General features: G+C 36.4%; 13 protein-coding genes. 9 read left to right on the top strand and 4 right to left on the bottom strand.

From position 1 onward, the window contains the following. Positions 1 to 359: 359 nt before the first annotated feature. From tilS to HZI73_RS00165, 4 genes are all read left to right on the top strand, one after another. Entirely contained in the window at positions 360 to 1,751 is a 1,392-nt protein-coding gene (gene tilS / locus HZI73_RS00180; protein WP_212696279.1) for a tRNA lysidine(34) synthetase TilS, read from the top strand. Beyond that, complete coding sequence (gene hpt / locus HZI73_RS00175; protein WP_212696278.1) at positions 1,744 to 2,268, top strand: hypoxanthine phosphoribosyltransferase; 525 nt, start codon at positions 1,744 to 1,746, stop codon at positions 2,266 to 2,268. The genes tilS and hpt overlap by 8 nt, the downstream gene beginning before the upstream one ends. 63 nt (positions 2,269 to 2,331) lie before the next feature. Continuing rightward, a complete protein-coding gene (gene ftsH, locus HZI73_RS00170; protein ID WP_212696277.1) occupies positions 2,332 to 4,224 on the top strand; it encodes an ATP-dependent zinc metalloprotease FtsH in 1,893 nt (630 codons plus the stop codon). A gap of 419 nt (positions 4,225 to 4,643) precedes the next feature. Then, positions 4,644 to 4,991 (top strand): hypothetical protein, encoded by a 348-nt coding sequence (locus tag HZI73_RS00165; protein WP_212696276.1) that lies wholly within the window; start codon positions 4,644 to 4,646, stop codon positions 4,989 to 4,991. 271 nt (positions 4,992 to 5,262) lie between these two features. Here the strand turns inward: HZI73_RS00165 and HZI73_RS00160 are convergent, their stop codons facing one another. Next, positions 5,263 to 5,703 carry a YaiI/YqxD family protein gene (locus tag HZI73_RS00160; RefSeq protein ID WP_212696275.1) on the bottom strand — a complete coding sequence of 147 codons (441 nt, stop codon included), beginning with the start codon at positions 5,701 to 5,703 and terminating at the stop codon, positions 5,263 to 5,265. An 81-nt stretch (positions 5,704 to 5,784) separates the two neighbouring features. Further along, positions 5,785 to 6,639: an AraC family transcriptional regulator gene (locus HZI73_RS00155; protein WP_212696274.1), complete on the bottom strand. Its 855-nt coding sequence runs from the start codon at positions 6,637 to 6,639 to the stop codon at positions 5,785 to 5,787. Between the two features lie 201 nt (positions 6,640 to 6,840). Here HZI73_RS00155 and yiaY point away from each other — a divergent pair, with 201 nt between their 5' ends. The 3 genes from yiaY (at position 6,841) to HZI73_RS00140 (ending at position 11,670) form a co-directional block, all read left to right on the top strand. Continuing rightward, positions 6,841 to 7,989, top strand: coding sequence for an L-threonine dehydrogenase (yiaY, locus tag HZI73_RS00150; protein WP_212696273.1), 1,149 nt, complete (start codon positions 6,841 to 6,843; stop codon positions 7,987 to 7,989). 163 nt (positions 7,990 to 8,152) lie between these two features. Next, positions 8,153 to 10,522, top strand: coding sequence for an ATP-dependent DNA helicase (locus HZI73_RS00145; protein WP_212696272.1), 2,370 nt, complete (start codon positions 8,153 to 8,155; stop codon positions 10,520 to 10,522). A gap of 155 nt (positions 10,523 to 10,677) precedes the next feature. After that, positions 10,678 to 11,670, top strand: a complete 993-nt coding sequence (locus tag HZI73_RS00140; protein ID WP_212696271.1) for an asparaginase — start codon at positions 10,678 to 10,680, stop codon at positions 11,668 to 11,670. Positions 11,671 to 11,992: 322 nt separating this feature from the next. Here HZI73_RS00140 and HZI73_RS00135 read toward each other — a convergent pair whose 3' ends face one another. Next, the gene (locus tag HZI73_RS00135) at positions 11,993 to 13,099 is read right to left on the bottom strand and encodes a Ger(x)C family spore germination protein (protein ID WP_212696270.1); all 1,107 of its coding nucleotides are present in this window, start codon (positions 13,097 to 13,099) and stop codon (positions 11,993 to 11,995) included. Further along, positions 13,096 to 14,490 (bottom strand): spore germination protein, encoded by a 1,395-nt coding sequence (locus tag HZI73_RS00130; RefSeq protein ID WP_212696269.1) that lies wholly within the window; start codon positions 14,488 to 14,490, stop codon positions 13,096 to 13,098. Before HZI73_RS00130 ends, HZI73_RS00135 begins: the two co-directional genes overlap by 4 nt. A 99-nt stretch (positions 14,491 to 14,589) precedes the next feature. Between HZI73_RS00130 and HZI73_RS00125 the strand changes: the two genes are divergently transcribed. Next, the gene (locus tag HZI73_RS00125; protein ID WP_212696268.1) at positions 14,590 to 15,672 is read left to right on the top strand and encodes a GerAB/ArcD/ProY family transporter; all 1,083 of its coding nucleotides are present in this window, start codon (positions 14,590 to 14,592) and stop codon (positions 15,670 to 15,672) included. Positions 15,673 to 15,735: 63 nt separating this feature from the next. Further along, positions 15,736 to 15,954 carry a hypothetical protein gene (locus HZI73_RS00120; RefSeq protein WP_212696267.1) on the top strand — a complete coding sequence of 73 codons (219 nt, stop codon included), beginning with the start codon at positions 15,736 to 15,738 and terminating at the stop codon, positions 15,952 to 15,954. Positions 15,955 to 15,966: the final 12 nt, after the last annotated feature.

Here is a 15,966-nt window from a genome sequence, read left to right as displayed (position 1 = left end):
CTAGCCTCAAGGTATCTTATCACGACATTTTTGCGTTTCTATTTGTCTTAGGGGTTTCATGTATCATAAAGATTGCTGAAAAGGCAATGATACATGAAACCCCATGACAAATGAAAGCGGTAAAGACCCTAGATGCTAAAGAAAAAAGTCAACAACGCTTATATATCTCATTTAATTCATATATATTGATAGAATGATTTTGTGTACAAATTGTTAATAATATAGGAATGGAAACAAAGATTTAACTTGACTATTGATTTCTTGGGATAAGTCTAGTATATTAAAAGGAGTCTCTTTATTTAAGAATAAGCAAAGTGAAACCGTTTATTCTATATAAGACGAAAAGAGGATGTCAAAGTATGATGGTCGAGAAGGTATTATCAACAATCAAAAAATGGGATATGGTTCATGAAGGTGATACAGTCATTATTGGTGTATCTGGAGGCATGGATTCCATGTGCCTTCTCCACATATTTGATCAGTTAAAAGACCAGCTAGGCATAAGCATATGTGTTGTGCATGTGCATCATGGCATACGAGCAGATGCAGGTGAAGATGTAACATTAGTAGAAAAAACCTGTGAACATTTGGCTATACCATGCCATGTGTCTTATTTTGACGTTAAGAAACTTGCAAAAAGCTATAAACTATCCTTAGAGGAAATGGGCAGAAAGATTCGGTATGATGTATTTGAACAACAAAGGTTAAGGGTTAAAAATGGAAAAATCGCTATCGGTCATCATATAAATGATCAAGCTGAAACGGTTATCATGCACTTAATGCGAGGTACTGGGCTAAAAGGCATTGGCGGTATTCCACCTGTAAGGGATTTTATTATAAGACCTTTTATTGACTGTACACGTGAGGAAATAGAGCACTATTGTCATGAACATCAGATTGCATATAGAGATGATTATACCAACGCACTTAACGTATACACAAGAAACAAGATTAGGCATACAGTGATACCTTATGTTGAAGAGCAATTTAATAAGAACTTTGTTCAACATATGGTGAATACAGCGCATATAGCCAGAAGTGAAGATGATTATATTCATGGTATTGTGCTTGAGAAGATGGAGCAAGTCATCACCAGGAAAGATAACAGCTATACCATTGATCTAGATGCATTTAACGCTCTTAATTTGGTGATTAGAAGGCGCATCATTCGGCAAGTCCTTCATCAATTAGGATCTCTAAAAAATATCGAATACAAACATATCGAGCAAATCCTTCAATTAGCCCATAAAGAAGTCAGTAAAAAAATACAATTACCAAAAGGAATTGTTGCAAAAAAAGCTTATAGCAGTATCATAATGAGCGTTTTGGGAGAAAATAAAACAAAAGCTTTCGAAAAAGATGTTCATTTGAATACCAAAACCTATATAGAAGCCTTAGACAGTTATGTGGAGGTTCGCTTATTAGAAGCCCAAAAAGATAATATTCCCAAAAATTTGTATACGAAATGGTTCGATTATGATAAAATAAAATATAATTTGAAAGTAAGAAACAGACGTCAAGGGGATGCCATTGTTATCAGAGGCATTGATGGTCAAAAGAAGTTAAAAAAGTATTTTATTGATGCTAAGATTCCAAGGGAAGAACGCGATAAGATACCATTACTTGTGGATGGTTCGCAGATTATATGGATCATAGGTCATCGCATAAGCGAACACTATAAAGTCACAGCGTCCACAAAAAAAATATTAGAAGTAAAGTATTATTTAGAGGAGGATTATCAGGATGCATAACATAAAAACATTAATTTCTGCTGATAAATTAAAGGCAAGAATTAAAGAATTAGGTGAAGAAATATCCAGGGACTATGCGGATAAAGAAGATGTTCACTTAATCTGTGTCTTAAAGGGCGGAGTAATGTTTATGGTTGATTTATCAAAACATATTAAAGAACCACCCCTTTCTATGGATTTCATGGCTGTATCCAGTTATGGCAATGAAAAAACAAGTACAGGCGTTGTGAAGATCGTAAAAGATCTTGACGAATCCATTGAAGGAAAAGATGTGATTATCGTTGAAGATATTATTGATTCAGGTAGAACATTAAGCTATTTGGTTCAGATACTCAAAGATAGAAACCCAAATAGCGTTAAAATATGCACATTGTTAGACAAGCCAGAAAGACGTGTTATAGATGTTCAAGTGGATTATGTTGGTTTTTCTATTCCTGATGAATTCGTTCTTGGTTATGGGCTTGACTATGAGCAAAAATATCGTAATTTACCATATATCGGTATAATGGAACTGTAGGAAGAATAAGAGGTTGAAGAATATGACAACAATAGGGCTAAAGATAAGGAAGGAGGCAAGCACATGAAAAAAAATATCAGGGGATTCAGTTTTTATGCGCTTTTACTATTAGTGTTACTTATTGCCGTATTTTTTACGAGCAATCAATATAATAAAATGAAAGAAACATTTGGCTATCAGGATTTTATCAATCAAATCGATAGGGTTCAACGTGTTGAGATCAAGCAAAATGGGGAAATACCTACGGGTATTGTAACCGTCTTCTTTGATGATGCTACCTATGAGCGATTTCCTATAAGTAATACATCTGTATTTGAACAGGTATTACATGAAAGAAACATTAAATATTATATGAAAGATGTGGTTCGCCCCAATTGGTTTATTCAAATTTTACCATCATTTATTGTGCTGATCGCCGTGGTTTTCTTGTTGGTGTTTATCATGAATCAAGCACAAGGCGGCGGTGGCGGAAGCCGTGTCATGTCATTTGGTAAGAGTAAAGCAAAGATGGTCGTTGATGACAAGAAGAAAGTAACCTTTAAAAATGTTGCTGGATTAGAAGAGGAAAAAGAGGAATTGGAAGAGGTTGTAGAATTCTTGAAAAGCCCCCGTAAGTTCGTTGAACTAGGTGCTCGGATACCAAAAGGTGTTCTATTAGTAGGACCTCCAGGAACAGGTAAGACTTTACTAGCGAAAGCCGTTGCTGGTGAAGCAGGTGTACCATTCTTCAGTATTTCAGGTTCTGATTTCGTTGAGATGTTTGTCGGTGTTGGTGCATCTCGTGTAAGAGATTTATTTGATCAGGCTAAGAAAAATGCACCATGTATTGTGTTCATTGATGAGATTGACGCTGTTGGCCGTAAGCGAGGCGCTGGCCTTGGCGGCGGACATGATGAAAGAGAGCAGACATTGAACCAGATGCTTGTTGAAATGGATGGCTTCGGTATCAATGAAGGGGTTATTGTTATAGCCGCTACAAACCGTGCTGATATTCTTGACCCTGCGTTATTACGTCCAGGTCGATTTGATAGAAAAGTTGTTGTGGGACGACCAGATGTTAAAGGTCGTGAAGAAATACTTAAGGTTCATGCTAAAGGCAAGCCATTATCTGATAATGTGGACCTTGGCGTTGTGGCTCAAACCACTGCGGGCTTTACAGGTGCTGATCTTGAGAACTTATTAAATGAAGCATCCATCTATGCTGCACGTGAGAATAAAAAAGTCATTGAGCAAGAAGATATTCAAAGAGCCTTCATTAAGGTGGGTATTGGAACAGAGAAGAAGAGCCGTGTCATTTCTGAAAAAGAAAAGAAAATTACGGCTTATCATGAAGCAGGGCATGCCATTATTCATCATGAGCTTGAAGAACTTGATCCTGTTCATAGTATCTCCATTATTCCAACTGGTTTTGCAGGCGGCTATACCATGCCGTTACCATCAAAAGATACCATGTATCTGACCAAGAAAAAGATGATACAGGAGATTGTATCTTTACTTGGTGGTAGAGCAGCTGAAAAGCTTATTTTAGACGATATTACCACGGGTGCCTCTAATGATATTGAAAGAGCCACAGGAATCGCTAGAAACATGGTTGTACGTTATGGTATGAGTGATGTACTTGGGCCTATTCAATTTGGTAGTGACAGTGATGAAGTATTCATCGGTCGTGATTGGGGACATACACGGAATTATGGTGAAAATATTGCAGGACTTATCGATAGTGAAATCAAACGTATCGTGAATACAGGTTTTGATAAAGCCATGCATATTCTAGAAGAGAACATTGAAATTCTTCACAAAACAGCATCTCTTCTCTTAAAAAAAGAAAAGATTACAGGTGTAGAATTTGGTGCATTATTTGGTGATGAACCTAAGCAAGTGGAAGAAGATATTCTAGTTGCTGAAGTACAAGCTCAGGTTGATTTAGCTCCAGAAGAAGATCATGTAGAAGAATAAAATCTAATCTACCCTTTGATTCAAATAAGACAATATAATTTAAATCTCCTTGACTGTATGTATAGTCAAGGAGATTTTCAGGCTGTTGACAAAACCCGTTAATTCTACTTATGGATTTAACGGGTTTTGTCAACAGCCTGAGCTAATACAATGGTAAGCCAAACATCTCAAGGACATATCTGTTAAAGTGGATATGTTCTTTTATATAGAAATTTTAGGGCAGATCGTCACTAAATTTAGGGTAAGTCTTTTCTATTGTTTTGTCTATCATAATTGATATGTTAGTTATATAAAAAATATCTAAGATTAAATTTTTTTTAATTTTAGATAATAAATTTAATAATTAGACTATTGACAGAATATATTAATTATGATAAAATTCAAACTATAAAAACTATAAAACACTAAGGAGAATTATTATGATTAAAAAAACAACACTAATCATTACATGTTTGCTTTTAATGGTACTTACATTTAACAATACTGCACAAGCACAGAGTAGTTTTAACATGTCACATCATGAATTGGAATCAGAACTTACAAAATCAGGTCCATCATATGGTGATACGAAGATTGTCGACGTGGACAGTCCAGTACCATATGGTTGGGTGATTTGGTCAAAGAATACATTTTCCATGGTAATTAAATGTGTTATTGGTGCCTCTTATGGTGATACATTGACTGTCAGCATCGAAAGTCCAGTACCAAATGGCTGGGTGATTTGGGCAAAGAATACATTTACAATGGTAATTAAATATAGGGGTTAATATTTGTATTTTTAAGAAGTAATTATTAATTGATTAACTAAAAAAGACACCCTAGGGTGTCTTTTTAGACTTTTCGACAGTCTAAAATCTCCTTGACTCTACGTATAGTCAAGGAGATTTTTTAGCTTAAGCGTCTCTTTTCTATTTCCACTCGGTATTTTCATCATACCTTGTGTATGCATTTATGAGTGTTTTCTAACAGACAAATCCGCTTGAGGAACGAGGTGTAGATTATTTTATTAAACAATACTACGCTTTAAGTGATAGACGTTTAATTTTTATGGTTTTCTAGTAACCCTATTAATTTTTGTTCAAATAGTCGATCCTGCTCCACACTTCTTTTTTTCATCTTCGTATAAGATTTCTTCGCTTTTCTTGCTTTAGCAGACAAATGTCTTTCCATTAGTAAGCGGTCCATGTTGTCATTAGAATAGATAAAGCCATTGGGGTGAATACAATAAGCACCTTTACTGAGTGCCATGGTGGCTACACCATAATCACCGGTGATAATGAGATCACCTCTTGCAGCCCTGCTAATCAACGCAAAATCCACAGCATCTTTTCCTTTACCAATGATAATGGTCCGACAATAGTCATCCTGAAAGTAATGGGAAGAATCAATATACATATCCACAGGTATGCCATAAGCTTTAGCAACTCTGATAATAATCTCTTTTACGGGGCAAGCATCTCCGTCCACTAATATACGCATAGGTCACCTCTCTTATTATTTATCCCATATGGAATATTTCAGTCTTAGAATAGTGAATGTAATGAGGTATTTCTTTTAAAGTTATATAGGTTTATGAATTCCACGCTTTAGAAGCTGGTATTTCTTTGGTGTCATACCACTTATTTTTTTAAATACGTCAATAAAGGCAGATACATTGCTATACCCTAATAGATAAGCGACTTCACTAACCGTGTTTTCATAAAGTAAGGTTTTGGATTTTTCTATTTTGTAACGCATAAGGTAATGTTTAGGGGTCACACCAAAATATCGTTTAAATTGATGACTGAAATTAGGTACAGACATATATAAATGATAAGCAATCTCGGATACAGTGATGCCTTTGTTATAGTTATGTTTAATAAGGTCAAGAGCCTGTTTCATGGGATGATGGGTGTTTCTTGTCAAGAATTCTCTGGATTCTTTCTCTTTTAATAACCCATAGGTCAATTTCTGTACAGCTAGATCGATGAAAAAATGTTGTTCCTTTTCATCTTGACTTATGAGACGCATTTCATTAATGGTATGAAGGCTATTGTATATCAGGCGAGACATCCTACCTCGAAGGTAATTGTAATCATTAAGAGTTACATCCCTATCCAAGGTAGAGGATATCTTATTGGTCACATCTTTGATGAGGTCATCGCTAAGCTCTAATACCAGTGCCTGTGTAGTAACAGGCATGGTCATATGCACCTTAGAATGAGGAGACAATAGCACATACTCATCCTTGGTATAGATGAAATCTTGCTCATCACCAACACATACATGCTTTTGGCCATCAATAATGGTACATATGCGGTGATATGCATAAGAATGATACGTATCGGAGTAACCCGGTTGAAAGTCGTAATAGTAGAGCTTTACATAATCTGTCTCTAAACCGTGAAAATTTTCCCATTCCTGATTAAAATACATATGGACACCTCATTCCCTTTTATTCATTTCTTTGATTCCAAGATGCCATATTGCATGTACAGAAGTTAATCAAAAAAATAGGTATTTTTTAAAAATTATCGGTAGATTTTGTCCAACTAAAAAAGCTATTATTAATATTATAATTAATTGATTCATGCAATACAAGACAATGGTAAAAAAACTTATGAGAGGTTGGATAATATGAGTCATACATTTTATATGCCGTCAATTAATGTGATGGATAAGCATGCACTTGTTGATGCAGGGGAAATGATTAAGGGTTATGGATTTAAGAAAGCACTTATTGTAACAGATAAGGTATTAGATGACATTGGAATTGTTAAGAAATTAACAGATGTCCTGGACACGAATCATGTTCCTTATGCTATCTTTAATGAAACGAAGCCAAACCCAACCGTAACAAACGTACATGACGGTGTAGACCTATTAAAAGCTGAAAATTGCGATTTCGTCATTTCTTTTGGTGGTGGCTCACCACATGATTGTGCTAAAGGTATTGCTCTTGTAGCTGCTAATGGTGGGAATATCAAGGATTATGAAGGCATGCATAAATCAAAAAAACCACAAATACCATTAATTGCTGTCAATACCACAGCAGGTACAGCAAGTGAGATGACCATATTCTGTATCATTACAGATGAAGAGAGACATGTTAAGATGGCTATTGTGGATAAACATGTCACACCACTTCTAGCTGTTAATGATCCAGCACTGATGATGGATATGCCCAAATCACTTACAGCGGCAACAGGTATGGATGCCTTGACCCATGCAGTTGAAGCTTATGTATCTACTGCTGCTACTCCCATTACAGATGCATGTGCCTTAAAAGCTATTACATTAATTGCCAATAACTTAAAAAAAGCTGTAGCAGATGGTCATCATGAAGAAGCTAGAACCAACATGGCCTATGCTGAATTTTTAGCAGGTATGGCATTTAATAATGCCAGTCTTGGATACGTACACGCCATGGCGCATCAATTAGGTGGTTTTTATGACTTGCCTCATGGGGTGTGTAATGCGATCTTATTACCACATGTACAACGGTATAATGCACAGGTTGTACCAGAGCGTCTGAGAGATGTAGCAGAAGCCATGGGTGTGAAAATAGAAGGACTATCTCCAGAAGAAGGTGCTAATAAGGCTCTAGAAGCTATTGAAACCTTATCAAAAGCCATTAATATACCATCAGGACTTCGTGAACTAGGTGCCAAGGAAGAAGACCTTCCTACATTAACGATGAATGCCTTAAAAGATGCTTGTGGATTAACCAATCCTAAACAAGCAACACATGAAGACATTATGGAGATTTTTAGAAAGGCTCTATAGTCCCATTTAATGGGGCTTTTTTTTGTTCCGATTACCACTTTCCTCAATCCATATGAACTTCATGTGAGTCCATCAGGTAAGAACTTCTTCATAATGGGTATACAACTAATTCAAACATTGCTATAATAAGTGTGCGAACAAATGTTTGAGGAAGAGGTATAATATGGCTACCAATGAAATACGAATATCCGTTAGAGAGCTTATTGAATTTGTCCTAAGATCCGGTGATATTAAATCGGTATTTCTTAGTTCCAGCCGAGCTGTGGATGGTATCAAAGCACACCAGAAGATACAGAAGCGATTTGCAAAACAGTACGATAAGTACCAAGCCGAGGTACCTATTGGTGATCATATCACCATGGAAGATATCACATTAGAGCTTAGCGGGCGTATCGACGGCATTATTGAAGATGAACAATTACCCATTATTGATGAAATAAAATCCGTGGTGCGTGATCTAAGCACCATTGATGAGGATTACAATCAGCTTCACTGGGCACAAGGCAAGATGTATGCTTACATGTATGCCAAGGAACATGCTCTAGACACATTGGTGGTTCAGCTAACTTATGTTGAGCTTGGCAGCTATGCCATCAAACAGTTTCAGAAGACCTATACGAAACAAGCATTAGAAGCATTTTATCTGGATACCATAAGGCTCTATATTACTTTTGCTAAACAGATTGCTCAGTACAATGCCCTGAAAGACAAGAGTATCAAAAGCTTACAATTCCCTTTTACAGGGTACCGAAGAGGACAACGGAAGCTGGTAACAAGTGTTTATAAAGTGATTATAGAAGGTGAAAAATTGTACGCAAGAGCACCTACAGGTATTGGTAAAACCATGGGGACATTATTTCCTGCTATTAAATCTCTAGCTGAACAACCAGGTAAGATTTTCTACCTGACAGCTAAAACAATAGGGCGAGATGTGGCGGAGAAGGCGCTAAACCTTTTAGAAGATCATGGGTTGATAATGAAACGTGTGATGATCACAGCAAAAGATAAAGTGTGCCTGCATCATGAAAAGAAATGTGATGGTGATTTTTGTCCTTATGCAAAAGGCCATTTTGACCGCATTAATGATGCCTTATCGGCTATGATGGCAGCCACCCATCATTATAGTCGAGACGTGATTCTTGAGTATGCAACACGTTATCAGGTATGCCCTTATGAATTGACCTTGGATGTCTCTCTTTTTTGTGATTGTATTATCTGTGATTATAATTATGCTTTTGATCCTAGTGCTGTCTTAAAACGGTTTTTTGTAGAGGGGAATGGGCGTTATATTTTCCTTATTGATGAAGCCCATAATCTGGTAGACAGAGCTAGAAGCATGTATTCAGCAGTCATGTCAAAAAAAGCGATACTTGAGCTTAAAAAGAAGGTAAAAGGCAAAGATAACATACTTCATGGTTATCTAAATAAAATCAATCAGTTTATGATAGAGAAACGCCATGCCTGTGATGATAGAGGTTATGTAGTGGATGACTATTATTCCGAGGACTTAGTGGATCTTTTACGAGGTGTTCTTTTTCGAACGGAGAAGATATTTCCTCAACTGAACGACTGGGAGCACATGGATGCATTATTGGAATTCTATTTTGACACCTATGATTTTGTGAAAAAAATTGAGCTGTATGATGACCGCTACGTGACGTATTATGAGAAGTTAAGGGATGAAGTGAGGATGAAAATCTACTGTCTTGATCCTTCATTTAACTTAAAAACATATATGGATAATGCAAAGGCCGCTGTCTTGTTTTCAGCTACCCTAACACCCATGGATTATTTTGTAAAGATACTTGGTGGTCACGAGAAGAATTATGGGTTGACGTTGGAATCACCCTTTGAATCGGATAATCTCTGTTTATTGGTCAATAACACCGTTTCCACCAAATACAAAGATCGAGAGCGTACCTATGATCAAGTTGTTGACACCATTCGTTATACTGTAGGTGGGAAAAAGGGTAATTACATGGTGTTTTTTCCTTCTTATCAATACATGGAAGATGTGTCTGAACGGTTTATTGCAGGTATGGAAGACCAGTCCACCACGGTGATGTGTCAAGAACGGGGTTTAAGCGAGAAGGAGAAAGAAGATTTTTTACAAGCATTTCATGAAGAGCGGGAACATACGTTAGTGGCATTTGCTGTATTGGGAGGTATGTTTGGTGAAGGCATCGATCTAAAAGGAGAGAAATTAAGTGGTGCTATTATTGTAGGGGTAGGCTTGCCCTCCATCTGCCTTGAGCGGGACCTTATTAAGGCGCATTTTGATAACCGGTCAGGCAACGGTTTTCAATATGCCTACATGTACCCGGGTATGAATAAAGTCATGCAAGCAGCTGGAAGGGTCATTCGAACAGGCGAAGATATAGGTGTGGTCATCCTTATTGATGAGCGTTTTAACTATCAGCATTACCGGAATCTATTTCCCCCAGAGTGGTGTCATGCCAAGTATATATCTTCCAGTACATCGTTACGAAATAGGGTGGATTTATTTTGGAATAAAGGATGCAAAAAGGTGTAGGTGCATGTTATAATCTCCTTAGGCATATAAGGGTTAACCAGAATGTTATGGATAGGACATGTTGTGGGTTAATCCATAGATAATAAATGCTGTTAAACATATGGAATATACCTAGTAGGGAATGTTGAAAGAGCATAAGAAAGGATGGGGGTAACATGAAAAAAGTGGTTTTAATCTTTACGGGAGGAACCATTTCCATGAAAGTGGATGAGCGGCTTAAGGCAGCCATACCTGCCCTTACGGATGAAGAGATTATATCCAAAGTATCAGGTATTGAAAAAATGGCAGAAATTGAAGTGATGCATTATGGTTCTTATCCAGGGCCACATATTGGTCCTGATATGATGTTTAATTTGGCAGGAGAAGTCAACAAGCTTTTACAGCGAGAAGATATAGCAGGTGTTGTGATTACCCATGGTACAGACACTTTAGAAGAGACTGCCTATTTGTTAGACATGCTGGTTAAATCAAGAAAGCCTGTTGTCTTAACAGGTGCCATGCGAAACGGTTCAGAGCTTGGTTATGATGGTCCGGCTAATCTGTCCGCATCCATCTGTACAGTCTGTTCAGAAGAATCCATAGACAAAGGTGTATTGGTGGTCATGAATAACCAAGTCAATGCAGCGGATGAAGTGACGAAAACCCATACATTAAGCTTGGATACCTTCCAAAGCATGGATTTTGGGCCTCTTGGCATTGTGGACTCGGATCAGGTCATCTATTACCGTAACCGGAAAAGTCATAGTGTCATAGAAGCTGTTGGTATAGAGAAGAAAGTTGCTCTTATAAAAGCCGTAGCAGGGCTTGGTTCAGAATTCATACATTATCTGGTGGATGAGGGTTACAAAGGTATCATTATTGAAGCATTAGGTAGAGGAAATGTACCACCGGCTATGGTAGAAGGTATAGAGAGGGCTATTGCATGCAACATTCCTGTGGTTATTGTATCACGTTGTGCAAAAGGACGGGTACTGGATTCTTATGGTTATGAAGGCGGCGGGAGAAAGCTGCGAGAAATGGGCGTTATTCTAGGGGATAACTTATCCGGACAAAAAGCGCGTATCAAGTTAATGCTGGTTCTTGGGATGACCCAAAATATTGAAGAAGTAAGACAGATATTTGAAGAAGATTTGTATCGAAAAATTTGAAAAAATTGGTGCTGTGCAAAAACAAGCATGATTTTTAAAAAGGTTTTGTTGATTATTAAGGCGCTCTTCTTCAAGGTATAAAATACGTTGTATAATAGTGCTAATAAAAGTCAGTAAATTAATGGATGTTTATGCACACTTATTTTGAAAACGATGCTATAATTATTCTTGTAAAACCCCCCAATACAATATATAAAATAAAGTTTTTGCTACACCCCATAAGAACAAATACCTTCTCCTTAAATGAAAAGACAGCCGATCGGTAGGCTGTCTTTTTCGTGGATAAAAAATAACATCTCATCAAGGCATATCACGGTACGCTTTATTCAAAGTTAATGATATTGGATGAGCCTTGTATCACCGTTTTGACCTCTAAGTTCAGTACGGTTCTTGGTATAATGTTTTCATAGTCCACATGGGGGTACTTTTTATAGCAGAGATTTTTAGCGTTTATAATATCTAAATTTTTTCGTTTATATTTATTGAAGAGCTGCATACAGTTTTCTGTGACGACTTCACTGAGCTGTTGTTCTAGTAGTTTAATCACCTCATCTGTAATTTTCAAACTTCTTTGTACATCACCTATGGTCACGGATAAATTAATTTTTTTATTCACATAGAAGGTACTATCTTTAAAGTTGCAACTTGATTTGGTCTTACTGCTTAAGATCTCGAAACCAATTTTATAATCCAGATACTGAGGGTTAGGAATATTAATGATACTGCTTTTGATTTTGTTATTTAAGAAGTTATAGTAGAACACCTCTTCTTCTGTCATTTCATCCACTTCATTCCATTTATTGAAAACCTTACTTCCATTTATAGCTAATTGTGGTGTTCCAATGGTGTTGATGATTTGCACAATAGGTAGTAAATAAGTGGATGATGGGCTGTATTTCCTATTGAGAAGGTCGTTAAGAGACAAATCAAGAGCTTTTGACACATACTTGGTATTGGATATTACTTCCCAAAGATAAAGGCCTAGAAAATCCTCTTGTTTGATGTCTAGGTTCACTAATTCAACAGGATCACCTCGGTAAATAAATATCCTTGCCCTGATATTAAGTTCTTGATCACGTTCAATAAAATCAATAAAAAAATCAATGCCTGATTTAGCAGCTCGTTCTGTAATAACAATGGCTCGTATTTGAGAAAAATTTAAACGAGAGCTTGTAAATAATGTCATGTTACGAACAGCTTCAAAAGTAGTTTCACCTTGTTCTTTAAATCGAATAATCTCAAGAGATTCCTCCTGTACGTCCATAGAACGGACGCCTTTATTAGCTCGTGTATAAATCTCAATCATATTATCTTCATTCACATCAATCAGAAAAGCAGTAACAAATTCAAGGGTGTCTACATCGCGATAATTGTAACAGCCAGACAGTATTAGGGATAATAACAAAAGACATATAATAATTTTTTTCATGACTTATTCTCCTTAAATAGAGGTTTTGAGATATCTTTTAACTGCCCTCTAATAATGATGTCCTTAAAGTTAAAATCTGCTTTTGTAGCAAAGGGGTATAGATAAGGGAAACCAGCAGATTCTAAATTCGTGACATGGGATATAATAGCGATAAATCCAAAATAGTAACCGGGAAAACCAAAAATGGTGGAAGCAAATAGCAGACCATAGCTCCAGTAAACGGTAGCAGGATAAAAGCGAGTATTAATAAAAGTGCAAATGGCATATATACCTGCAATAACCACAGTAATCTGAGAAGTAACACCAGCTTCTACAGTGGTCTGTCCAAGTACGAGGCCGGCAACAATACTCAGTGAAGGACCAATAGCTTGTGGTAGTCGCAAGGCAGCTTCCCTTGCCAGCAGAAAGAAGAAAATCATAAGGGACAGCTCCAAACTGGTTGGTAAGGGTATACCTGCTCTTGACGACGTCAATCGGATTAAAAACCTGAGAGGTATAAATGCAAAATGATGGGTGGTCAGTGCAATGAATATGCCCGGCATGCTCAAAGCCACAAAAAAAGCTAGATAACGAAGAATACGGGTACTGCTTGCATAAAATCGATTCAGATAGTAATCATCAGGGTTTTGAAAAGCTTCCGTAAAAAAATAAGGTAAGATAAGGGCACTAGGTGAGCCTTGAACCATGACAGCTATTTTTCCTTGAAAAAGATTAGCTGCTACAATATCAGGTTTTTCCGAGTAGCCTTCTGTGGGGAATAAGGATTTATTTTTTTTAAATTGTTCACCTATATAATTGCTATCTAAGATAAAGGGAACTTCTATTGTCTTTAATTTATCCCTAACATGTTTAATGAGCTTTTGGGGAGCAATCCCGTCGATAAACATGAAGATAACCGTTGTATTGGAGCTCTCCCCTAATATTAATTTCTCAGTTTTAAAGTTAGGTGTGACAATATACTTTCTTATAAGAGCTAAATTATCCGTTACCGTTTCAGTAAAACCAGCCCTTGGACCTTTTGTCACATTCTCAACAGGTGGTATCATAACTTTCCGCTTGGTTTCAGTGAAAGACTTAACCACATAAATGGTATCATCAAAATCAGATACAATGGCCACATCACCAGATAATATTTTTATAATGGTACTGTCAAGGGATTCTACATGAATCAATGAAAATGACGATAGAGCTGGAACAATACTTTTTAGATGTTTAATCGGTTGTTTCATATCGTTAACAGGGCTAATAATGGTTTGGTCAATAAGTTGTTCGTTACAGAGTTGTTCAACAAAAATAACGTATATGAAACCACTATCCGCTTTTAATTTTCGATAAATGATATCAAAATTGTTATCCAGTTTTTCTTTGATTATATCGTAGTAGCCTTTCATGGAATCATTCCTTTTCAGTTATTCCTTCTTGCATGTAATAGTCATGGCTTTTTTGGCAAGAATATAGATAGTTTTACAAATAAATACTGAGGTGTGGCTATGAATCAATTTAATTGGAAACACTATATTTTTATTGGAATCGCTTTTGTTGTTGTACCTATTAAGACGTACACATCCATCTATTTAAAAGAAACATATAACGAATCATGGATTCCACTTATTATTGCATCACTCATATTATGTCTATATGTCTACTTTAGTATGCGAATCTTCAAAAAAAATAATTGTTATGATATCAGTAAAATCTATCATATTGCATTAGGTAATTTTTTTGGTAAGGCATTTTTAGTCTTATTATTGCTTACTATCTTGCTATCCTTAACAGAAACAGCGGCGGTACTTACTAGCTTGCTTCATACGAACCTATTAATAGAAACACCTATATGGTATGGCCTTATTTTCATTCTTGGTACAGGATTGTTGGTAGGTGGCAAAGGAACCAAAAGTGTTATATTGACCATTATGGTATCGGTAATCATCATTGCTTTTTTTGGTATTAATCTATCCATTTTAACCTTTAAATATAAAGATTTTTCAAGATTACTTCCTGTATTTCAGAGATCCTTTGGGGATTATACCATTTCCACGCTCCGTTTTTTAGGGGGTCTTAGCTACTATGTTTTATCCTTTATCTATTTAGACCGTATTCATGTGAAGGATAAGATCAATAGAGGTGTTATTATCTCTTTAATCTTTGTGATCCAGCTTATCGTTGTATCCGTTGCAGGTATGATTGCTACCTTTGAATCCAGTAGACTAACGAATATGACCTACCCAAGCTTGTTCCAGACCCAGCTTATAGAAGATAATAACCTTCTTGGGGTAGGTGAGATCTTTGTTATTCTCCAGATCATGCTTGGATGGATTGTACGTTATGTGGTGATTTTCAAAGCCATTATTATTTTATTGGAGCAGCTAAAATGGGACCGACCTTACATCAAATACATTATAACAGGCATAGCCTACGTCTTTGCTTATATAGCTAATTATAATTTGTTCCAGTTTAGAAAAATTCTAGATATGTGCAATTTCATAGTGTTAATTAATATTTTGCTTATACCAGGCACCATCTATGTGATCTTTCACTTTCGTAATAAGAAAAATAAACAACAACTTGTATAACTTATCCATATTGGGAATATAGTATATTGAGGTGATAAAGTGAGAGCCTATTATAAAAGTTGTTTGTCCAAGAGAAATCATTCCATCACGCTGATTTTAAATGCTAAGAAAAAGAAAGTCATTGAGATCGCAAATAGGACGAAAGACAGTGTACCTGTCTACATTACAACGGATGTCTTTCAATCCACCAAAGAAGCATTTGCCAAATATAATGATCGCATTCACCATCTCTATGGATGGGGATACGATTATGCTAAAGACCAACAAAAAGACTTGATTTGAAGGAGGTCAACT

Origin of the sequence: Vallitalea pronyensis, assembly GCF_018141445.1 — a bacterium.
GTDB classification, from domain to species: Bacteria; Bacillota; Clostridia; order Lachnospirales; family Vallitaleaceae; genus Vallitalea; species Vallitalea pronyensis.
Note: the sequence above shows the minus strand (reverse complement) of the source record. Positions and strands in the feature narration are given on the sequence as shown.

Excerpts from the sequence above, each read along its gene's own strand:
- HZI73_RS00135 (WP_212696270.1), bottom strand. The coding sequence starts at position 13,099 with ATGAAAAAAATTATTATATGTCTTTTGTTATTATCCCTAATACTGTCT.
- HZI73_RS00160 (WP_212696275.1), bottom strand. The coding sequence starts at position 5,703 with ATGCGTATATTAGTGGACGGAGATGCTTGCCCCGTAAAAGAGATTATT.
- HZI73_RS00130 (WP_212696269.1), bottom strand. The coding sequence starts at position 14,490 with ATGAAAGGCTACTACGATATAATCAAAGAAAAACTGGATAACAATTTT.
- HZI73_RS00145 (WP_212696272.1), top strand. The coding sequence starts at position 8,153 with ATGGCTACCAATGAAATACGAATATCCGTTAGAGAGCTTATTGAATTT.
- HZI73_RS00155 (WP_212696274.1), bottom strand. The coding sequence starts at position 6,639 with ATGTATTTTAATCAGGAATGGGAAAATTTTCACGGTTTAGAGACAGAT.
- ftsH (WP_212696277.1), top strand. The coding sequence starts at position 2,332 with ATGAAAAAAAATATCAGGGGATTCAGTTTTTATGCGCTTTTACTATTA.
- HZI73_RS00125 (WP_212696268.1), top strand. The coding sequence starts at position 14,590 with ATGAATCAATTTAATTGGAAACACTATATTTTTATTGGAATCGCTTTT.
- HZI73_RS00165 (WP_212696276.1), top strand. The coding sequence starts at position 4,644 with ATGATTAAAAAAACAACACTAATCATTACATGTTTGCTTTTAATGGTA.
- tilS (WP_212696279.1), top strand. The coding sequence starts at position 360 with ATGATGGTCGAGAAGGTATTATCAACAATCAAAAAATGGGATATGGTT.
- hpt (WP_212696278.1), top strand. The coding sequence starts at position 1,744 with ATGCATAACATAAAAACATTAATTTCTGCTGATAAATTAAAGGCAAGA.
- yiaY (WP_212696273.1), top strand. The coding sequence starts at position 6,841 with ATGAGTCATACATTTTATATGCCGTCAATTAATGTGATGGATAAGCAT.
- HZI73_RS00140 (WP_212696271.1), top strand. The coding sequence starts at position 10,678 with ATGAAAAAAGTGGTTTTAATCTTTACGGGAGGAACCATTTCCATGAAA.